The following is an 18,543-nucleotide window of genomic DNA, read 5'->3' on the forward strand; positions in this document are numbered from 1 at the left end:
GGGGGCCTGATGCGGGGTATGGCCGGGACGGTTCATCACGTGATGCCGATCCTTGCGGTTCTCGGGGTGATCGTGGCGCTCTGGTACGCGGCGAGCGTGGGGATGAACCGGGCCTGGACGCTGGATCAGGCAGAGCGCGCAGGCGAGGAACTGAGTGCAGGCGAGGTGATCGCCGACGCGATGAACCAGGAGCGGCCCGTGCTGCCGACGCCGCATCAGGTCTTCGCCGAATTGTGGGAGACGACGGCGGGGGAGCCGGTGATGCGCGAGCGCCGTGGCGAGCTGCGCGGCAACCCGCGGTCGTTGTTTTTCCACGCCTATCAGACGCTGGCGCCGACCCTGCTTGGCTTCCTGTTCGGCACGACACTGGGCATTCTGCTGGCGATCGGGATCGTTCACAACCGGGCGATGGATATGAGCGTGATGCCCTGGGCTATCGCCTCCCAGACCATCCCGATCCTTGCGATCGCGCCGATGGTGATCGTGGTCCTGAACTCGATCGGGATCGAGGGGCTGCTGCCGAAATCGCTGATCTCGGCCTACCTGAGTTTCTTCCCCGTGGTGGTGGGCATGGTCAAAGGGCTGCGCAGCCCCGGCGCGATGGACATGGATCTGCTAAAAACCTATTCGGCGGGCACCTTGGCCACATTGCTGAAACTGCGGCTGCCGGCCTCGGTGCCCTATCTCTTCACCTCGTTGAAGGTTGCCATTGCCGCGGCGCTTGTGGGCGCGATTGTCGCCGAATTGCCGACGGGCGCGCGGTTCGGGCTGGGCGCAAGGCTGCTCACGGGAAGCTATTACGGGCAGACCATCCAGATCTGGTCGGCCCTGTTCATGGCGGCGATCTGCGCGGCGGCGCTGGTGGCGCTGATTGGCCTTGCGGAACGTGTGACGCTGAAACGCATGGGATTGGCACGATGACCGCGTTCTGGCGCAGCCCATGGCTCGGCCCCTCCGTCGCGCTTCTGGTCGTTCTGGCGGGTTTTGCCGCCGATCAGGGCCTTGGCCTGATCCTCGCGGTCTGGCTGGCGGCATGGGGGATCAACATCTGGCTGTCCAACTCGGGCCGCGCGATTGGCGGCTTTGTGGTACCGATCCTCTTCGGCGCGACATTGCTGGTACTCTGGGAACTGGCCGTCCGGCTTTACGAGGTTTCGCCCGTCATCCTGCCTGCGCCATCGGCGATCTGGGCGCGGCTGATCACCTCCACCGACACGCTTTGGGCGGATTTCGTGCAGACCATCGTGAAGGGCGCGATGTCGGGATATGTGATGGGCTGCGCAGCGGCCTTCGCGGTGGCGCTGGCGGTGGATCGTTCGCCCTTTCTGCAACGGGGCCTGCTGCCGGTGGGCAATTTCATCGCCGCCCTGCCGATTGTGGGGACCGCGCCGATCCTGGTCATGTGGTACGGCTTCGGCTGGCAATCGAAGGCCGCCGTGGTGGTGGTGATGGTGTTCTTTCCGATGCTGGTCAACACGGTGCAGGGCTTGAAGGCGTCCGAGGTGATGCAGCGCGATCTGATGCGGACCTATGCGGCCAGTTATTGGCAGACCCTGTTCAAACTGCGCCTGCCCGCCGCTTTGCCGTTCATCTTCAACGGGTTGAAAATCTGCACAACCCTTGCGCTGATCGGGGCGATTGTGGCGGAATTTTTCGGCTCCCCGACGGTCGGGATGGGCTTTCGGATAAAGATTGAGGTGGGCCGGCTGGCCATGGATATGGTCTGGTCATCGATCGTGGTTGCGGCCCTGGCCGGCACCGGGCTTTACGGGTTGATGGCCATGCTGGAGAGAAAGCTGACATTCTGGCATCCGTCGCAGCGGTAACGAAACAACAAACGAACCAACTTGGAGGGAAGAAAATGAAACATCTGATGACATCCGCGCTTGCGCTGGGGCTGGCGACCGGCGCAGCCGTCGCCGATGAGGTGACGTTGCAGTTGCAGTGGGTCACCCAGGCGCAGTTCGCGGGCTATTACGTGGCGCTTGAGAACGGCTATTACGAGGCCGAGGGCCTGGACGTGACGATCCAGCCCGGTGGTCCCGATATCGCGCCGCCGCAGGTTCTGGCCGGCGGCGGGGCCGATGTGATGCTGAACTGGATGCCATCGGCGCTGGCCGCGCGGGAGCGGGGCCTGCCGGTGGTGAACATCGCGCAGCCTTTCGCCTCCTCCGGCCTGATGCTGACCTGCTGGGCCGATACCGGCATCACCGAACCCGCGGATCTGGCCGGGCGGACCATTGGCGTCTGGTTCTTCGGCAACGAATATCCGTTTCTCAGCTGGATGAGCCAGCTGGGCATCCCGACCGATGGCGGCGAGAACGGTGTGACGGTGCTGCAGCAGGGGTTCAACGTCGACCCGCTGTTGCAGCGGCAGGCCGATTGCATCTCCACGATGACCTATAACGAATACTGGCAGGTGATCGACGCGGGCGTGTCACCGGACGATCTGATCACGTTCAAATACGAGGATCAGGGTGTCGCGACGCTGGAAGACGGGATGTGGGTTCTGGAAGAGAACCTTGAGGACCCGGAGTTCGTCGACCGGATGGTGCGTTTCGTGCGCGCCTCCATGGAGGGGTGGAAATGGGCCGAGGAAAACCCCGATGAGGCGGCGCTGATCGTGTTGGACTACGACGAGACTGGCGCCCAGACCGAGGAGCACCAGACCCGGATGATGGGGGAGGTGGCGTTGCTGACCGCGGGCTCCAACGGCGCGCTGGACGTGGCCGCCTATGAGCGGACGGTGGCGACCCTGCTTGCCGGCGGATCCGACCCGGTCATCACGGCCGAGCCCGAGGGCGCATGGACCCACATGATCACCGATCAGGCATTGAGCGAGTAGATCTTTCGCAGGGTGACACGCGGGCGCGGCCTTCGGGCCGCGCCCTTTTTCATACAAATTCGCCGATTTGATGCGCCTGCGATGAACCGGTTCGGCACCGGCGGCCACCTTAGTCCTGACAGAGCGAGAAAGACGGCGGATGCGACAGGCAGGTCGGATATTGGAGGAGATGCTGGTTGCCCGCGCGCAGCAGGGTGACCGGGCGGCCCTTTCGCAGATCGCCGATCTGCGCGGCCCGCGCCTGTTGGCCCATGCGGTGCGGTTGCTGGGCGACCGGGAGATGGCGCGCGATGTGGTGCAGGAGGCCTGGGTGGAGATCCTGCGCGGCCTGCCGCGACTGCGCGACCCGGTGGCTTTTCCGGCCTGGGCCACGCGGATCGTGACGCGCAGGGTGGCCCGGCAGATCAGGCGCCAGATCGCCTCCCGCGAGACATTGCGCGCTGCCGCGGCCGAACTGCCGGTGGCAACGCCCGAGGCCGGCCCCGATGCGTCGGATGCCAGGGCGGTGCGCGGGGCGGTTGCCGCCCTGCCGCCGGATCATGCCGCCACGGTTGCGCTGTTCTATTTGGAAGACATGAGCGTGGCCGAGGTCGCCGTGGCGCTGGATATCCCGCATGGCACCGTCAAATCCCGGCTTATGCATGCGCGCTTGAAACTGAGAGAGGCGTTGAAAGGAGACTGCGATGAGCAAGCTTGACCAACTGATCGAAGAGGCTCTGAGAGCCGAGGATCGCGCGATCCTCGACGCCACCGAAGAGCAGGGCTGGTTCCAGCTTGGGCTGGCGCAGTTCCGGGGCAAACTGGGCTGGGTCACTTGGGTGGTCATGGTGATCCAGATCATCCTGTTCGCCCTGGGCACCTATTGCGCGATCCGGTTCTTCGGGGCCGCCGATGCACTTGGCGCTCTGAGATGGGGCCTGCCGGGTGCCGTATTACTGCTGATGGCGTTGCAGATGAAGCTGAGCCTGATGCCGCAGATTCAGGCGGACCGGATCCTGCGCGAGTTGAAACGGACACAGCTGATGCTGGCAGAACGGCACCGTTGATCCGCGGTTGGCGTGCAGCACAGGCACACCCCGCCCGGCAGGGCCGGGGGTGTCTGCAGATGCGATGCGGCAAGTGGCTGCGCGCGCAGGATCAGCGGCGCAGATCCACCTGTCGTGCGGTTGGCGTCATCTCGGCCAGCCTTGTCGGAATGTCGGATCCCGGGGGCGGCGGGGGATTGGGGATCTTGTCCTGATCGCCCACCAGCCGGGTGTCCAGCGGTTCCACGTTCAACCCTTTCAGAACCGGCGGATTCTTCGGCGGATCCTGAGGGGTCGAGTTGGTTGACCTGTCGGACCGGTTGCTGTCGCGCGTGGGCGTGACCGCTTCGCGCCCGAGGGCGGGAATGCCGCCTGCGGGAGGAGAGGCCCGTTCCGAGCTTGAACTGACAGGGGCCTGACTTTGGGCCATGGGTGCCGGAACCGGAGGACCGGACACCGGAGAGAATGTGGTCATGGGATGTACTCCACACCATTATCGCCCCCACCGGACAACATACACCTTATACATGCGCGGCGAAACAGACGGGTCAAATTCTAGGTATTTTCCGGCGGGACGGGCTTTTCCACCCTGCGACGCCATGTGTGTTGAGACGCGGCACCGTTTCTATACAACTTTTGACAACGCCCAGTTCCGAGGCACGTCATGACCCAACGCTCCGCGCCCCAGCGCCGCCACGCGCTTACCGGAAGCCGCATCCGGGAACGGCGTACGGTGATGGGGATCAGACAAAGCGATCTGGCCCGTGCGGTGGGCATCTCGGCCAGCTACCTGAACCTGATCGAGCATAACCGCCGCCGGATCGGCGGCAAGCTTCTGGTCGATCTGGCCCGGGAACTGGAGGTGGAGCCGACCGCGCTGAGCGAGGGGGCGGATGCCTCGCTGTTCGATGCGTTGCAGGGGGCGGCGGGGGAAAGCCCGCCCGCCTTCGGCCCGGCGCCCGAGACCGGCCGGATCGATGAACTGGCGGGTCGCTTCCCGGGATGGGCCGGGCTGATCGCGTCACAGCACAAACGCATCGCGGGCCTTGAGGGGCTGGTCGACGGGCTGCATGACCGGCTGGCCCATGATCCGGTTCTGGCTGAGGCAATGCACGAACTTTTGTCGACCGTCGCGGCGATCCGCTCGACCGCGGATATTCTGGTGCGCGAGCCGGATATAGAGCCGCAATGGCGCGGGCGTTTTCACCGCAACCTGCATGAAGAGGCGGAAAGACTGTCGGCGCGGGCCACGGCGATGCTGTCGCATTTCGAAAGTCAGGGCGGGCGGCAGGGTGCGCCATCCACGCCGCAGGAAACGGTGGAGGCGTTTTTCGACGCGATGGACCATCACTTCCCGATGATCGAGGAGGCCGGCCCCGGGACGATCGGCGCGATCCTTGTCGGCGTGGCGGGAATGGAGGATCCCGCGACGCGGACGCTGGCCGAACGCCTGCTGCGCAATTACGCCGAGGATGCCGCGCGCCTGCCGCTGAAACCGTTTCTTGCCGCAGCACTGGACAGCGGTTTCGAGCCCGAGCCGCTTTTGCCGATGGCCGGCGGTGACGTGGCGCTGGTTCTGCGGCGTCTGGCAAGCCTGCCGCGGTCCAAGGGTGCGCCGCCGTTCGGGCTGGCGGTCTGCGACGCGGCGGGCGCGCTGATCTTCCGCCGCCGGATCGGGGCTTTTTCGATTCCGCGTTTTGGGGCCGGATGCCCGCTCTGGCCGCTCTACCGGGCGTTGAGCAAACCGATGGTGCCCGAGGCAAGCCTGCTGGATCTGCCGAACGGCACCACCTTCAGCGCCTGGTCCATTTGCCAGCCGGCCCACGCGGCGGGGTTCGGGGCGGAGCCCGTGATGCGGGCGACGATGCTGCTGCGCCCGGTGGAGGAAAAGCGGGCCGGGTCTGGTGGGCAGCCCGTCGGACCGGGCTGCGCCGTTTGCCCGCGAGAGGATTGCACGGCCCGGCGCATGGACAGTCTTGTCGGATGAGCTGGCCCAACAGGCGTTTGACTTCGCACAGAAAACGGGCAGTGTTGACTCCATGACGCCTGACCATCGGAGGAGAACGGTTTGGGCACGCGGGTTTTGCTGGTCGAGGATGAGGCCAATATTCTGGAAGCCATAAGCTTTATCCTGTCCCGCGACGGGTGGGAGGTGCATGGTCATGGCAATGGCGCAACAGCGTTGGACGCGGTGGCGCGCCTGACGCCGGACGTAGTGGTGCTGGATGTGATGTTGCCCGGCCGCTCCGGTCTCGACATCCTGCGTGATCTGCGGAACGCCTCGGAGACGCGGACCCTTCCAGTCCTGATGCTGACCGCCAAGGGGCAGGCGAAGGATCGCGATCTGGCTCTGTCGCTCGGCGCGAATGCCTATCTGACCAAGCCCTTTTCGAACGCGGAGATGGTGGAGACCTTGCGCGATGTCGCCCGTGGCGTCAGTCTGAACGGCGCCGGGTTGCCCGAACAAGGGTCATGAACCGCCATGGCAAATCCACCCCGAGAGGGACCCGCGACACGATGGCCAAACGTGTGTTTCTTGAGCGCCGGACCTATCGGCGGAACCGGTTGCAGGACGCGGCCAAGCTCTTGCCCGTGCTGGGGGCGTTCCTGTTCTTCGGGCCGGTGTTCATTCTGACGACCGATGCCGGTGTCGGGGGTGCGACGGCGGGGTGGCTGGTGTACTTCCTGGGTGTCTGGCTGGCCCTGATCGTGGTGGCCGCGGCGCTGGCCCGGGCGCTTGACCGGATCACGCCGAGCGACCCGGATCAGCCGGGCGAGCGCTAGGATGCTGTCCTTCGACGGGTTGGTCGCGGTCTGCGTCCTCTATGTCGCGGGCCTTTTCTGGGTGGCGTTTCTGGCCGAAAAACGTGCCGCCGAGGGCAAGGCCCGCTGGCTCAGCTCCCCACTTGTCTACACGCTCAGCCTGTCGATCTACACCACCGCATGGACATTTTACGGCGCCGTCGGCTCGGCGGCGCGGTCGGGTCTGGAATTCATGACGATCTATCTCGGTCCGACACTGGTGTTCATTGGCTGGTTCTGGCTGCTGCGGAAAATGGTGCGCATCGGCCGCGCGCAGCGGATCACCTCGATCGCGGACATGATTTCCAGCCGTTACGGAAAATCCGGCGGTCTGGCGGCGATGGTGACGATCCTGGCCGTGATCGGGACGACGCCCTACATCGCGCTGCAACTGCAATCGGTCACGCTGTCCTTTTCGGTCTTTGCGCGCCCCGGCGCGCTTGGCGCGCCGGATACGGAAAGCACGGCCGTCTGGGTTGCGGGGGGGCTGGCGCTTTTCACCATCGTCTTCGGCACCCGGTCGCTGGATGTGAACGAGCGCCACCCCGGTCTGGTCTCGGCCATCGCGCTGGAATCGATCGTAAAGTTGTTCGCGTTGCTGGCGGTTGGCGGCTTTGTCGTCTGGGGGCTGGCGGACGGACCGCGTGACGTTCTGCTGCGGATCGAGGAGAGCCCGATCGCCACCTGGACATCGAACGGCGCGCGGTGGGTCGGGCTGACGGTGCTGAGCGGCGCGGCGATCCTGTGCCTGCCGCGGATGTTTCAGGTGATGGTCGTCGAAAACGCCGATGAACGGCACCTGGCCACCGCCAGTTGGGCCTTTCCGCTTTATCTGCTGCTGATGAGCGTCTTCGTGATCCCGATCGCGGTGGTCGGTCTGCACATGATGCCCGAGGGTGCGAACCCAGATCTTTTCATGCTGACCTTGCCCTTGGCCGCGGGGCAGGACGGGCTTGCGCTGTTTGCGTTTCTGGGCGGCTTCTCCGCCGCGACATCGATGGTGATCATTGCCGCGCTGGCACTTAGCACGATGGTGTCGAACCATATCATCGTGCCGCTCTGGATGCGCGCCACGAAGGGTGAAAACCCCATGACGGGCGACATGCGCCGCGTGGCGCTGATGGCCCGCCGTCTGAGCATTGCCGGTGTTCTGACGCTGGGGCTCGTCTATTACCGCATGTCCGGCGGGACGGAGGCGCTCGCCTCGATCGGGTTGATCGCCTTTCTGGGGGTAGCGCAGGTACTGCCGGCCCTCTTGGGCGGTATTTTCTGGCGCGGGGCGACACGGGCCGGGGCGGCGGCCGGGATCGCGCTAGGCTTCCTGATATGGGGCTGGGTGTTGCTGGTTCCGAATGCGGCGACCGCGGGTCTGATGCAGGGTGTTCTGGAAAACGGGCCCTTCGGTCTGACATGGCTCAGACCGGCCACGCCCTTGGGGCTGGACGGGGCAGACCCGCTTCTGACCGCGATGGTCTTGTCGCTCGGGGTGAACAGTTTTGCCTTCGTGCTGGTGTCGCTGTTCACGTTCCCCAGCCCGATGGAACGTCTGATGGGCGCGCAATTCGTGAATGTCTACGAGCATTCGCGCACGCCGCTGGCATGGAAGGGCAGCGCCGGGACGGCGGATGACCTGTTGATCATGGCGCAGCGGATTCTGGGTGCAGGCCGCGCCGCGCGCCTGTTCCGCGACGCCGCCGCCGCGCAGGGCCGCGAGGCGCGCCTGCCCGAACCGACACCCGATTTTCTTGAAAAGCTGGAGCGCGAACTCGCAGGCTCCGTCGGCGCGGCGACGGCCAATGCGATGGTGGGCCAGATCACCGGCGGCGCCAGCGTGTCGGTGCGCGATCTGCTCGCGGTGGCCGATGAAACCGCGCAGATGATGGAGTATTCCAGCCAGTTGGAGGCGAAATCGGCGGAGCTGGCCCAGACCGCCGCGCGCCTGAGGGAGGCGAACCAGAAACTGACCGAACTGTCGGTGCAGAAAGACGCCTTTCTCAGCCAGATCAGCCATGAGTTGCGCACGCCCATGACCTCGATCAGGGCATTTTCCGAGATCCTGATGAAAAGCGAGGATCTGGATGCGGAGGGGCGGACCCGCTTCAGCCGGATCATCCATGACGAAAGCCTGCGGCTGACGCGGTTGTTGGACGATCTGCTGGATCTGGCCGTGCTGGAAGACGGCCGGGTGACGCTGAACGAAGGCAACACGATGCTTGGCGATGTGCTGGACCGGGCCGTGAATGCCACCAGCGCGCTGGTGGGCGGCACGCGGCTCAGCATTCTGCGCACCCGCGCCGATGAGGAGGTGCCGCTCTGGACCGATGCGGACCGTCTGGCGCAGGTGTTCATCAATCTGATCTCGAACGCGCAGAAGTACTGCGACGCGGCGCAACCGGAATTGCGGATCGAGGTTCTCCGGCTGCCCGGCCGGGTCGAGGTCGAGTTCGCCGATAACGGCGCCGGCGTGGCACCCCGCCAGCAATCGCTGATCTTCGAGAAATTCGCCCGGGGCGATACGGCGGGCGAGGCCCCCGGGGCGGGTCTCGGCCTTGCGATCAGCCGGGAGATCATGGGCCGTCTGGGCGGCGGGCTGACCTATGTGCCGGGGCAGGGGGGCGCGCGGTTCCGGGTTCGGCTGCCGGGCCGTGCCCTGCGCGCGGCCTAAGGGTTTCTTAACCCTGCATGGGGCATAAAGCCCGCGGGATTTTCCAGATTGAAGGGCCGGCATTCATGGCGGATACCGCCAGCTTATCCGTTCTGCAGCGCATGACCAAACGGGCGCGCGCCACCCCGGCTGCGGACCGGGGGGCAGGCGCGCGGCGCGCCTTTCAGCGGGCCCTTCGCCGGGCGGGCGCGCCCTTTGCCGGCCTTGTGCCCGAACCGGGCAGGGACGATGTAAGCTGGTCGCTTCTGATCGGCGATCTTCTGACCGGGTTGCCCGATGGCGGCTTGCTGACCGGTCTGGATGCGCCCCACGGCGCGCGCGGCCTGTGCCTGTTGCAGCAGCCGGTCGTCGATGCGCTGATCGAGGTGCAGACGACGGGGCGGGTCGATCCGGTGCAGGGCCCCGACCGGCCGTTCACCAAGATCGACATCGCCCTGACCAAGGATTTCATCGAATTGCTGCTTTCGGCCTTTGCGGCGGAGCTGGACGGGGTTCAGGGCGTCGACTGGCCCCGCCGGATGAGCTTTGGCGGTCCGCTGGCCGACCGGCGGCAATTGCCGCTTCTGATGCCCGATGCCGCATATCACCAGTTCGAGGTGGAGCTGAGCCTGGGCGAGGGTGCGAAAACCGGCAAGGTCTTGCTGATCGTCCCCGCCGGGTCGGGGTCGGCGGCGGCGCAGCAGGCGGCGCGCTCCGCGCTGGACCCGGCGTGGCAGACCGCCTTTCGTCAGACGATCGTCGGAGCGGAGGTGGATCTTGACGTGATCCTGATGCGCCGGGTGCGCAGCCTGGCCGAGCTGGAGCGTCTCGCGCCCGGAGATCTGATCCCGTTCGAGGCCGCCGATCTGGCCAACATCTCTCTTGAAGACCGCAATGGCCGGATCGTCTTGCGGGGCCGTCTGGGCCAGCAAGGCGGCCGGCGCGCGGTGCGCCTGACAACCGAGCCGGCCACCCGGTCTCCCGGGTCATCCGCCGAGGCCGCGCCACCGCCGGACCCTGCGCCCGCCCCACCCGGTGACGGGCAGGATCCGGGCATGCCCGAAGCTGCGGGCCGGCAAATCCCCGGCCCTGACGGCTCCGACCCGGCAGCACGCCCCATCGCCTGACACCGGCCCGGCCATGGGCAATTGCATTCCCCCGGCGATCCCGGCAGGGTCTCGGCAGAATTACCCGTTGGGGGGAGGCAGGCGCGTGGCACCGGCATCGTTCAAATCAAGGCTCGTCTCGGGGGAAGTCCTGGCCGGGACATTTATGAAGACACCCGCCGTCGACGTGATGGAGGTGCTGATGCTCTCCGGTCTCGATTTCGTATGCATCGATCAGGAACACGCGCCCTTCGATCGCTGCAGTCTGGGGAATTGTCTGGCAGTGGCGCGCGCGGGCGGCTTTCCGGTTCTGGTTCGGGTGGCCTCATCCGCGCCGGAGCATATTCTGCAGGCGCTCGATGCGGGCGCCGTGGGTGTCGTGGTGCCGCATGTGATGACCGGGACGGGCGCTGCGAAGATTGCCAAGGCCGCCCGCTTCGGCCATGGCGGGCGGGGCTATGCGGGCTCCAGCAGATGGGCGGGCTATGGCACCGGCAGCATGGCCAAGCTTTTGTCCCGAAGCGCCGCCGAGACGGTTGTGATCGCCCAGATCGAAGACCCGGAAGCGGTTGACTGCGCGGATGACATCGCCGCGACCGAGGGGATCGATGCGGTCTTCCTGGGGCCCGCCGATCTGAGCGTCGCTTACGGAAAAACCAGTCAGGACAGCGCCGAGTTGCGGGCCGCATTCGAAACGGTGGGCCGGGCGGCGCGGACTGCGGGCAAGGGATACATGACATTCGTGGCGGATGCGGCGCAGGCCGCGCGCGTAAGCGCCCACGGGGTCAGCGCGTTTTTCATCGCCTCGGAACACGCCTGGATTCTGGCGGGTGCACGGGCCGCGGTGACGGGACTCAAGGACATGCAGGAAGGGGAGTGAGTTTATGAAATTCGTGCGCTATGGCGAGGCGGGAGCGGAAAAACCGGGCGTTCTGGATGCCGAGGGACGGATCCGCGATTTGTCCGGCCAGGTGGCGGATCTGGGCGGCGACGTGTTGACCCGGCTGGACCGGCTCGCTGCCGATGGTCCGGTGGTCGACGGCATGCCCCGGCTCGGCCCGCCCGTGGCCGGGACCGGCAAGATCGTCTGTATCGGTCTGAACTATGCCGACCATGCCGCGGAAACCGGCGCGACCCCACCCCCCGAGCCGCTGATCTTCATGAAGGCGACGTCGGCCATAACGGGTCCGACCGATACGATCTACATTCCCCGCGGATCCGCCAAGACCGATTGGGAAGTCGAGTTGGGCGTGGTCATCGGCCGGCCCGCCAAACATGTGGACGAGGCCGATGCACTGGCCCATGTCGCGGGCTATGTGGCCGTCAACGATGTGTCCGAGCGGGACTATCAGAAACACCGGGCAGGCCAGTGGACCAAGGGCAAAAGCTGCGACAGCTTCGCCCCGATCGGCCCATGGCTGGTGACCCCCGACGAGATCGGCGACCCGCAGACGCTTGGATTGCGCCTGTCGGTAAACGGCGAGTTACGGCAGGACGGCTCGACCCGGCACATGATTTTCGGGGTGGCAAGACTGATCTCCTATCTCAGCGGGTTCTTCACGCTCCATCCCGGTGACATCATCGCCACCGGCACGCCGCCGGGTGTTGGCGCGGGCATGTCTCCGCCGCGGTTTCTGGCTCCCGGCGACGAGGTGGTTCTGGAGATCGACCGCCTTGGCCAGCAGCGGATGCAGGTCGCGCAGGGCTGACCTGCGGCAGTCTTTGCCGTTGTGTCAGCCACGGCGCGGGCGGGTCGTTTCACCGGCATTGCGCCGTATTTGAGACAAGATTTAATCACCAAAAGACCCCGGCAGCGCGCCGGGGTTTTCGCATTGCGGCCTCTTTTGAGCGGCAGCCTTGCCCGAATAATATCTGAGTTGCCCGTCTTTCGGGGGCAGGAGGAAAAGAATGAAACGTCTGATCTCACTTGCGATCCTGGGTACGGTATTGGCGGTTTCGGCCTGTTCCGCACCCGGTACGGTTACCCGCAACGCGCCGCTGGAGTTCGGCTCCGCTCAATCCGCGCCGTCGTCCGTGGCCTCTCTGGCGCAGGACTGGCGGGTGGAGGGGCTGGTCGTCGATGTCCCGACCTCGCTCACCGTGTCCGAGGCCAATACGATCAAGCCGCGCGCCGATATCGTCTGGCGCGAAGACCCGATTGGCAATCGGCACCAGCAAGTGGCCGATGTGATGACGCCGCCCCTGCGGCAGGCCCTTGCCCGGCTGGACGGCGATGTGCCGGTGCAGGTCCGCCTCGTGATGACCCGGTTTCACGCGCTGACCGACCGCACCCGCTACAGCAATCTCCGCGGCGAACATGAAATCGAGTTCGATCTGGTGGTCCGCCATGCCGAAACCGGTGCCGTTCTTTACGGGCCGACCCATGTGGACGTGACCTTCCCGGCCCTTGTCGGCCCCGATGCGGTGGCTGCCGAGCGCGACGGCATTTTTCAGCGCGACCGCATCCAGGCGCGCCTGCGTTCCTGGGCGGGCGAGGCGTTTGGCGGCGACCCGATGCTTGTGGCCGGGCTCAACTGATCCCTTTCGGACCGGATCGATCCAAGATAGAGGGGGCGCATGATTGCGCCCCCTTCTTCTTTGCCCGCCCTGCGTCTGAAACCCAAGGCCGATGCCCGCAGACTGCGCCACGGCGCGCCCTGGGTCTGGGCCGATGAACTGGTGCTGGACCGCCGATCCCGCGGCATTCCCGCCGGCGCGCTGGCGATCCTCGAAGATGCGGATCGCCGGCCTGTCGGGGTGGGGGTCGCCACGGTCGAGGCGAAAATCGCCTTTCGGATGCTGGATCGCGACGCCACCGCCGTGATCGACGCGGACTGGCTCCGCGCGCGGATCGCGGCCGCCCTCGATCTGCGGCAGAAGGTGTTCGACGCGCCCTATTATCGGTTGATCCATGCCGAGGGCGACGCTCTGCCCGGCCTGATCGTGGACCGCTTCGGCGAGACACTGGTGATCCAGCCCAATGCGATCTGGCTGGAGGAGCGGTTGGACATGTTGAGCGAAATCCTCGCCGATCTGACCGGGTGCACGGCCCTCATCAAGAACGGCAGCGGGCGCGCGCGCGCCGCCGAAGGGCTTGCCGAGGAAACTGTGGTTTTGCGGGGTGCCGCGCCCGAGGGGCCGATGCCGGTTCCGATGAACGGGGCGATCTACATGGCCGATGTTATGGCGGGCCAGAAAACCGGGCTGTTCTACGATCAGCGGTTCAATCACGGGGTCGCGGCGGGACTGGCGCGGGAGGCCCGCGTGCTGGATGTCTTTTCCCATGTCGGCGGTTTCGCACTGGCCTGTCTGGCGGGCGGCGCGACGGGCGCAATGGCCGTCGACGCCTCGGAACCCGCGCTGGATCTGGCCCTTGCCGGGGCCCGCGCCATGGGGCGGGCAGCCGATCTCACCACGCGCAGGGGCGACGCATTCGCGGTCATGGAGGCGCTGGAGCAGGAGGGCGAGAGCTTCGATCTCGTGATCGCCGACCCGCCTGCCTTCGCGCCGTCGAAACCTGCGCTGGAAAAGGGCCTGCGCGCCTATGAACGTGTCGCCCGGCTGGCCGCGCCGCTGGTCGCACCGGGGGGCGTGCTGATCCTGTGTTCCTGCTCCCATGCCGCTGATCTTGGCAAGTTCCGCGCGGCGTGCCTGCGCGGGATCGGGCGGGCCGGGCGGGTGCCGAGGCTGATCCACACCGGATTTGCCGGGCCCGATCACCCGCAACATCCCGATCTGACCGAAACCGGTTATCTGAAGGTACTGGCGTTCCGGCTGCTGCCATGAGGACCTGCCTGGATGCCTGCGTGCTCTACCCCACGGTTCTGCGGGAGATCCTGATGGGCGTTGCAGGGACCGGGATGATCACACCGGTCTGGTCGGCGCGCATTCTTGAGGAATGGGCTCGCGCCGCGGCCCGCCGCGACCCGGCGGACGAGGTGATTGCGCGGGGCGAAATTGCCCGTCTGCGCGCCCTCTGGCCCGACGCCGAAATCGCCCCCGATCCGGCGCTGGAGGCGCGCCTTTGGCTTCCCGATGCCGCCGATGTGCATGTGCTGGCCACCGCGCTTTCGGGTCGGGCGGAGGCCATCGTCACGCTGAATCTGAAGGATTTCCCGGCCCGTGAACTGGAGGGGCCGGGGCTCAGCGTCCTGCATCCCGATGCGCTCCTGCGCGGGCTTTGGGCCGAGGCGCCCGAGGTGATCGAAGAGGTGGTGCGTCGGGTGTATCGGCAGGCCGAAACCTTGTCGGGTGAAGACCTTGATCTGCGCAAGCTGATGAAGCGCGCGCGCCTTCCCCGGCTGGGAAAGGCCCTTACCGTCTAGCGGCGCAGACCGCCGCCTATTCCTGTGGCAACTCGCGGGCCCAGCGGGCCTCCAACGCCTCGATCGCGGCAATCCGGTCGTGGGTTTTCGGGTGACTCATCAACCAGGCGGGAATGCCGCGCCCGCCCATCCCGGTCAGCCCCTCAAGCTTGGTGAACAGGCTTTTCTGCGGTTCGGTTCCGATCCCGGATTTGACCAGCAGCGCCGAGGCATAGGCGTCCGCCTCGTATTCGTCCTGACGGCTCAGCCGCGCCATCAGAAGCGAGGCGAGCATATTCGCGATCCAGACACCGACGCCCGGGATGATCCGCCCCAGCACCGTGGCCAGTGCCACGCGCACCGCATTCTGTCCGGAAAAATCGATCATCCGGCGGCGCGCATGGCCAAGGGCGACGTGACCCAGTTCATGAGCGATGACGCTGGCCATCTCCTCGGCGCTGACCTCGCCCAGACGGTATTTGTTGAAAAATCCACGGGTCAGGAAAATGCGCCCGTCCGGCGCCGCCAGCCCGTTGACCGGATCGATCTCGTAGAGATTCACCTTGATCCGCTCCACGCCAAGCGCCTCGGCCATCCGGTCGGTCAACGCCTTCAGGCGCGGATCGGCCAGTTCGGTGGAGCGCTGATCCAGCTCCCGCCGGGTGCGCCAGGCGGAAAACTGATACATCACAAGGGCATAGATGATAGCCAGCAAGATGGGCGTAAACTTGAGCATAGGCAGGATATGGGGCACTGGCAGGCGGGCGGCAATAGGGACTTGCATGAACCATACCATCTGGTATGTAAATTTGAACAACATTGAGTCGGTCCGATGATCTCCACACCTTTTCTTGCCGCTTCCGCGCTCTCGGGTCTTTGGGCCGGCATTCATCTGTTCGTCGGCGGCAGCCAGGTGGCGGCACCGCTCAGGGCAAGCCGGGATCTGCCCGATCTGGCGCGCGACACGGCCTATCTGTGCTGGCATCTGGTTTCGGTCACGCTGTTGGCGATGGCGGGGCTGTTTCTGGCCGCGGGTCTTGGCGCGGGCGGCGCGACCGGGCTTGCCATGGCGGGCGTTGCCCTTGCGGTGGGGTTCGCGGCGCTTGGTCTGATCCTGCCGCTTGTGATCGGGGCGGGCTATGGGCAATTGCCCCAGGGCTGGCTCTTTCTGCCGGTGATCGGCCTTGGTCTCTGGGGGCTGGCCGCATGACCGCCCCGCGCAAGAGATTTGATCGCGATGATTGGTTGACCCTTGGCCTTGATCTGTTGAGCGCCGAAGGGCCCGATGCGCTGCGTATCGACAAGGTCTGTGCCGAGGCCGGACTGACCAAGGGATCGTTCTACCATCATTTCGCCGATCAGGCGACGTTTCTGGAGGCGCTGGTGGATCACTGGCGCGCGGTCCAGACGGACAACCCGATTGCCGATTTCGATCTGGAGCAGTTCGATGCGGAGGCGTTCGAGCGGATCGTGCAGGAGATGATCGCGCTTGACATGCACCTGGAACTTAACATCCGGAAGCTTGCCGCCCGGGACCCGGCCCTGGCCGCAAAGGTGGCGGCGACGGATGCGGCTCGGCTGAGCTTCACTGCGCGGATATACGAGATGCGCTTTGGTGTCGATCCGGCGATGGCGCAGGATATCGCGCTGCTCGATTACGGGGCCTTCAGCGGGATCGTGATGCTGAGGCCTGATATCTCGCTGGAAGACCGCATCCGGCTTTACACCATTTTTGATGACATGCTTAAGGCCCGGTTTGCCGAGCCCGAATTTCGACGGAAAATTGCTCCCCGCCCGTGTAGCCCGTGAAGACCTTTCGCGTGCTGATGGCAATGGATTGAGATGCGAAGAGGAGACCGAGATGACCAACGCGATCATCACCCTTTGGCGGCGCGGGTTCCTGCGGGCGCTGAACCGTGGCGGAGACGTGCAGATCGACGATCAGGCGCTCAGGATCCGCGCGGCGCAGCTTGCCGCGCGCCGCGGTTTCTCCGGCGGTGGCGCCCAGACCGCCTTCAACGAGGCGCTGGCCACCGGGCTTCATGCCGCGGCGGAGTTGCTGGAGGAAGCCGGGCTGGACCGGCGGGCCGCCCGCGACCGGGCCGGGGCCGCCTTTCTGCAAAGCGGGAAGGGGCTGGCGCACTGGCTGACACGGGCCTGGCTCTGGACCGCGTCTGACCCCGTGGGCCAGGCGCAGGACGGTGACAGGCTGAGCGCGCGCGCAAGGCTGATCTGGGGCGCAGGCATGCGGTTTCACCAGGAAAACGGGCCTGATCACGCCACGCTCAAGGTCACGGAATGCGCCTTTGCGGATTACTTCTGGGATGCCGGGCGCAGCGATCTGACCCCGATCTTGTGCGCCTGGGATGCGCAATGGATAGAGATCGTGAACGCCTCCGACCGCCCGGTCTCAGTCAGCCGCTCGGGCACCCTGGCCCAGGGCTGCGACGTCTGCGATTTCTGCCTGCGCCGGGTCCCGGCGGAGCAGATGGCGCTGCCCGCCTGGCATCCTCATTCCGCGCGCTAGGCATTTCGGGGCCGTCGGGCGCGGCTTGCAACGCCTGCGGACCGCGCGCGGCACAGGCCCATCCGGACGTGCCCGATGGCGGGCCGGGCGCCACGCGGTCCTAGCGGCTGAGTTCCCGCATGCCCCGGTCCAGCCCTTCCAGTGTCATCGGCACCATGCGACCCTGAAAGATCTCCGCGATCATCTGCGTCGACTGGGTGTAGCGCCAGTGCCGCTCCGGCGTGGGATTGATCCACAGGAAATCGGGCCACTGGGCGCAGGCGCGTTCCAGCCAGACCTGACCGGCCTCTGCATTCCAATGCTCATTCGCGCCGCCCGCAAAGGCGATCTCATAGGGGCTCATCGCGGCATCGCCGACGAAAATGCATTTGTAATCGGACCCGTAGGTGTTGAGCACGTCCCAGGTTGGCGTCTGATCGGTCCACCGCCTGCGATTGTCGCGCCAGACGCCCTCGTACAGGCAATTGTGAAAGTAATAGTGTTCCAGATGCTTGAATTCCGATTTCGCGGCGGAAAACAGCTCTTCGACAACCTGCACATGGTCATCCATCGATCCGCCGATATCGAGAAACAGCAGCACCTTCACCGCATTGCGGCGTTCGGGCCGGGTTTTGACGTCCAGATAGCCATGCTCGGCGGTGGCGCGGATCGTCCCGTCGAGATCAAGCTCCTCCGCCGCGCCGGTGCGGGCCCATTGGCGCAGCCGCTTGAGGGCGACCTTGATGTTGCGCGTGCCCAGTTCCACATCGCCATCGAGGTTTCTGAACTCGCGCTTGTCCCAGACCTTGACCGCGCGGCGGTGGCGGGAGCGGTCCTGCCCGATCCGCACCCCCTCGGGGTTGTAGCCATAGGCCCCGAAAGGGGAGGTGCCCGCGGTTCCGATCCATTTGTTGCCGCCCTGATGGCGGCCCTGCTGTTCCTTCAGCCGCTCGCGGAGCGTTTCCATGAGCTTGTCGAACCCGCCAAGCGCCTCGATCTCGGCGCGCTCCTGCTCGCTCAGGTGCTTCTCCGCCAGCTTCTCCAGCCATTCGGGCGGGATCTCGGCGGCCTCCAGTACCTGCTCCGGGGTGATTTGCTCCAACCCGCCAAACGCATGGGCAAACGCGCGGTCGAACCGGTCCAGATGGCGTTCATCCTTCACCATCGCGGTGCGAGCAAGGTAGTAGAACCCATCCACGTCATAGGTCACCAGACCGGCGGAAACCCCTTCGAGAAAGCCGAGATATTCCCGCAATGACACAGGTATGCGGGCCATGCGCAGGGTTTCGAAGAACGGCAGGAACATGAGGC

At 65.8% G+C, this 18,543-nt stretch carries 21 protein-coding genes; 18 read left to right on the forward strand and 3 right to left on the reverse strand.

What is annotated here, in order from left to right:
* Positions 1–9: 9 nt before the first annotated feature.
* From D9R08_RS05960 to D9R08_RS05980, 5 genes are all read left to right on the forward strand, one after another.
* Positions 10–921 (forward strand): ABC transporter permease, encoded by a 912-nt coding sequence (locus D9R08_RS05960; RefSeq protein WP_407690597.1) that lies wholly within the window; start codon positions 10–12, stop codon positions 919–921.
* Positions 918–1,826 carry an ABC transporter permease gene (locus D9R08_RS05965; RefSeq protein WP_121897106.1) on the forward strand — a complete coding sequence of 303 codons (909 nt, stop codon included), beginning with the start codon at positions 918–920 and terminating at the stop codon, positions 1,824–1,826. The genes D9R08_RS05960 and D9R08_RS05965 overlap by 4 nt, the downstream gene beginning before the upstream one ends.
* 35 nt (positions 1,827–1,861) lie before the next feature.
* Positions 1,862–2,845 (forward strand): ABC transporter substrate-binding protein, encoded by a 984-nt coding sequence (locus tag D9R08_RS05970; RefSeq protein ID WP_121897107.1) that lies wholly within the window; start codon positions 1,862–1,864, stop codon positions 2,843–2,845.
* A 139-nt stretch (positions 2,846–2,984) separates the two neighbouring features.
* On the forward strand, positions 2,985–3,542 hold the full coding sequence (locus D9R08_RS05975) for an RNA polymerase sigma factor (protein WP_121897108.1): 558 nt from the start codon (positions 2,985–2,987) through the stop codon (positions 3,540–3,542).
* Positions 3,529–3,891 (forward strand): DUF6768 family protein, encoded by a 363-nt coding sequence (locus D9R08_RS05980; protein ID WP_121897109.1) that lies wholly within the window; start codon positions 3,529–3,531, stop codon positions 3,889–3,891. Before D9R08_RS05975 ends, D9R08_RS05980 begins: the two co-directional genes overlap by 14 nt.
* Positions 3,892–3,982: 91 nt before the next feature.
* Here the strand turns inward: D9R08_RS05980 and D9R08_RS05985 are convergent, their stop codons facing one another.
* Positions 3,983–4,345, reverse strand: a complete 363-nt coding sequence (locus D9R08_RS05985; RefSeq protein WP_147450621.1) for a hypothetical protein — start codon at positions 4,343–4,345, stop codon at positions 3,983–3,985.
* 189 nt (positions 4,346–4,534) lie between these two features.
* On the opposite strand from D9R08_RS05985, the gene D9R08_RS05990 reads away from it, so the two are divergent.
* From D9R08_RS05990 to D9R08_RS06035, 10 genes are all read left to right on the forward strand, one after another.
* Positions 4,535–5,857, forward strand: a complete 1,323-nt coding sequence (locus D9R08_RS05990) for a helix-turn-helix transcriptional regulator (protein ID WP_121897111.1) — start codon at positions 4,535–4,537, stop codon at positions 5,855–5,857.
* An 81-nt stretch (positions 5,858–5,938) separates the two neighbouring features.
* On the forward strand, positions 5,939–6,346 hold the full coding sequence (locus D9R08_RS05995) for a response regulator transcription factor (protein ID WP_121897112.1): 408 nt from the start codon (positions 5,939–5,941) through the stop codon (positions 6,344–6,346).
* On the forward strand, positions 6,343–6,654 hold the full coding sequence (locus D9R08_RS06000) for a hypothetical protein (protein ID WP_233557285.1): 312 nt from the start codon (positions 6,343–6,345) through the stop codon (positions 6,652–6,654). The genes D9R08_RS05995 and D9R08_RS06000 overlap by 4 nt, the downstream gene beginning before the upstream one ends.
* Position 6,655: 1 nt before the next feature.
* Positions 6,656–9,337, forward strand: coding sequence for an ATP-binding protein (locus tag D9R08_RS06005; RefSeq protein ID WP_121897113.1), 2,682 nt, complete (start codon positions 6,656–6,658; stop codon positions 9,335–9,337).
* Between the two features lie 101 nt (positions 9,338–9,438).
* On the forward strand, positions 9,439–10,443 hold the full coding sequence (locus D9R08_RS06010) for a FliM/FliN family flagellar motor switch protein (RefSeq protein WP_158598935.1): 1,005 nt from the start codon (positions 9,439–9,441) through the stop codon (positions 10,441–10,443).
* 145 nt (positions 10,444–10,588) lie between these two features.
* The gene (locus D9R08_RS06015; protein ID WP_233557287.1) at positions 10,589–11,302 is read left to right on the forward strand and encodes an HpcH/HpaI aldolase family protein; all 714 of its coding nucleotides are present in this window, start codon (positions 10,589–10,591) and stop codon (positions 11,300–11,302) included.
* A gap of 4 nt (positions 11,303–11,306) precedes the next feature.
* Positions 11,307–12,131: a fumarylacetoacetate hydrolase family protein gene (locus D9R08_RS06020; protein WP_121897116.1), complete on the forward strand. Its 825-nt coding sequence runs from the start codon at positions 11,307–11,309 to the stop codon at positions 12,129–12,131.
* A 199-nt stretch (positions 12,132–12,330) separates the two neighbouring features.
* The gene (locus D9R08_RS06025) at positions 12,331–12,960 is read left to right on the forward strand and encodes a DUF6778 family protein (RefSeq protein ID WP_121897117.1); all 630 of its coding nucleotides are present in this window, start codon (positions 12,331–12,333) and stop codon (positions 12,958–12,960) included.
* A 39-nt stretch (positions 12,961–12,999) separates the two neighbouring features.
* Positions 13,000–14,208, forward strand: a complete 1,209-nt coding sequence (locus D9R08_RS06030; protein WP_121897118.1) for an RSP_2647 family RNA methyltransferase — start codon at positions 13,000–13,002, stop codon at positions 14,206–14,208.
* Complete coding sequence (locus tag D9R08_RS06035) at positions 14,205–14,747, forward strand: RSP_2648 family PIN domain-containing protein (RefSeq protein ID WP_121897119.1); 543 nt, start codon at positions 14,205–14,207, stop codon at positions 14,745–14,747. The genes D9R08_RS06030 and D9R08_RS06035 overlap by 4 nt, the downstream gene beginning before the upstream one ends.
* 16 nt (positions 14,748–14,763) lie before the next feature.
* Here the strand turns inward: D9R08_RS06035 and D9R08_RS06040 are convergent, their stop codons facing one another.
* Positions 14,764–15,462 (reverse strand): M48 family metallopeptidase, encoded by a 699-nt coding sequence (locus D9R08_RS06040; RefSeq protein WP_121897120.1) that lies wholly within the window; start codon positions 15,460–15,462, stop codon positions 14,764–14,766.
* Positions 15,463–15,558: 96 nt separating this feature from the next.
* Between D9R08_RS06040 and D9R08_RS06045 the strand changes: the two genes are divergently transcribed.
* Genes D9R08_RS06045 through D9R08_RS06055 form a run of 3 tightly spaced genes read left to right on the forward strand, consistent with a single transcriptional unit; the run spans position 15,559 to position 17,253 of the window.
* Complete coding sequence (locus tag D9R08_RS06045; protein WP_233557289.1) at positions 15,559–15,936, forward strand: hypothetical protein; 378 nt, start codon at positions 15,559–15,561, stop codon at positions 15,934–15,936.
* Positions 15,933–16,535 carry a TetR/AcrR family transcriptional regulator gene (locus D9R08_RS06050; protein ID WP_121897121.1) on the forward strand — a complete coding sequence of 201 codons (603 nt, stop codon included), beginning with the start codon at positions 15,933–15,935 and terminating at the stop codon, positions 16,533–16,535. The genes D9R08_RS06045 and D9R08_RS06050 overlap by 4 nt, the downstream gene beginning before the upstream one ends.
* Before the next feature lie 52 nt (positions 16,536–16,587).
* Positions 16,588–17,253 (forward strand): L-2-amino-thiazoline-4-carboxylic acid hydrolase, encoded by a 666-nt coding sequence (locus D9R08_RS06055; protein ID WP_158598936.1) that lies wholly within the window; start codon positions 16,588–16,590, stop codon positions 17,251–17,253.
* Between the two features lie 100 nt (positions 17,254–17,353).
* On the opposite strand, the gene D9R08_RS06060 is transcribed toward D9R08_RS06055, so the two are convergent.
* The gene (locus tag D9R08_RS06060) at positions 17,354–18,538 is read right to left on the reverse strand and encodes a vWA domain-containing protein (RefSeq protein WP_121897123.1); all 1,185 of its coding nucleotides are present in this window, start codon (positions 18,536–18,538) and stop codon (positions 17,354–17,356) included.
* Positions 18,539–18,543: the final 5 nt, after the last annotated feature.

The organism is Rhodophyticola porphyridii (genome assembly GCF_003688285.1).
GTDB lineage: Bacteria > Pseudomonadota > Alphaproteobacteria > Rhodobacterales > Rhodobacteraceae > Rhodophyticola > Rhodophyticola porphyridii.

Bases quoted from the DNA above. Each gene is read 5' to 3' on its own strand.
- D9R08_RS05965 (WP_121897106.1), top strand. From the start codon at position 918: ATGACCGCGTTCTGGCGCAGCCCATGGCTCGGCCCCTCCGTCGCGCTT.
- D9R08_RS05985 (WP_147450621.1), bottom strand. From the start codon at position 4,345: ATGACCACATTCTCTCCGGTGTCCGGTCCTCCGGTTCCGGCACCCATG.
- D9R08_RS06040 (WP_121897120.1), bottom strand. From the start codon at position 15,462: ATGCTCAAGTTTACGCCCATCTTGCTGGCTATCATCTATGCCCTTGTG.
- D9R08_RS06030 (WP_121897118.1), top strand. From the start codon at position 13,000: ATGATTGCGCCCCCTTCTTCTTTGCCCGCCCTGCGTCTGAAACCCAAG.
- D9R08_RS06020 (WP_121897116.1), top strand. From the start codon at position 11,307: ATGAAATTCGTGCGCTATGGCGAGGCGGGAGCGGAAAAACCGGGCGTT.
- D9R08_RS06010 (WP_158598935.1), top strand. From the start codon at position 9,439: ATGACCAAACGGGCGCGCGCCACCCCGGCTGCGGACCGGGGGGCAGGC.
- D9R08_RS05980 (WP_121897109.1), top strand. From the start codon at position 3,529: ATGAGCAAGCTTGACCAACTGATCGAAGAGGCTCTGAGAGCCGAGGAT.
- D9R08_RS06005 (WP_121897113.1), top strand. From the start codon at position 6,656: ATGCTGTCCTTCGACGGGTTGGTCGCGGTCTGCGTCCTCTATGTCGCG.
- D9R08_RS06060 (WP_121897123.1), bottom strand. From the start codon at position 18,538: ATGTTCCTGCCGTTCTTCGAAACCCTGCGCATGGCCCGCATACCTGTG.
- D9R08_RS05975 (WP_121897108.1), top strand. From the start codon at position 2,985: ATGCGACAGGCAGGTCGGATATTGGAGGAGATGCTGGTTGCCCGCGCG.
- D9R08_RS06050 (WP_121897121.1), top strand. From the start codon at position 15,933: ATGACCGCCCCGCGCAAGAGATTTGATCGCGATGATTGGTTGACCCTT.
- D9R08_RS06025 (WP_121897117.1), top strand. From the start codon at position 12,331: ATGAAACGTCTGATCTCACTTGCGATCCTGGGTACGGTATTGGCGGTT.
- D9R08_RS06055 (WP_158598936.1), top strand. From the start codon at position 16,588: ATGACCAACGCGATCATCACCCTTTGGCGGCGCGGGTTCCTGCGGGCG.
- D9R08_RS05970 (WP_121897107.1), top strand. From the start codon at position 1,862: ATGAAACATCTGATGACATCCGCGCTTGCGCTGGGGCTGGCGACCGGC.
- D9R08_RS05990 (WP_121897111.1), top strand. From the start codon at position 4,535: ATGACCCAACGCTCCGCGCCCCAGCGCCGCCACGCGCTTACCGGAAGC.
- D9R08_RS06000 (WP_233557285.1), top strand. From the start codon at position 6,343: ATGAACCGCCATGGCAAATCCACCCCGAGAGGGACCCGCGACACGATG.
- D9R08_RS05960 (WP_407690597.1), top strand. From the start codon at position 10: ATGCGGGGTATGGCCGGGACGGTTCATCACGTGATGCCGATCCTTGCG.
- D9R08_RS06045 (WP_233557289.1), top strand. From the start codon at position 15,559: ATGATCTCCACACCTTTTCTTGCCGCTTCCGCGCTCTCGGGTCTTTGG.
- D9R08_RS06015 (WP_233557287.1), top strand. From the start codon at position 10,589: ATGAAGACACCCGCCGTCGACGTGATGGAGGTGCTGATGCTCTCCGGT.
- D9R08_RS06035 (WP_121897119.1), top strand. From the start codon at position 14,205: ATGAGGACCTGCCTGGATGCCTGCGTGCTCTACCCCACGGTTCTGCGG.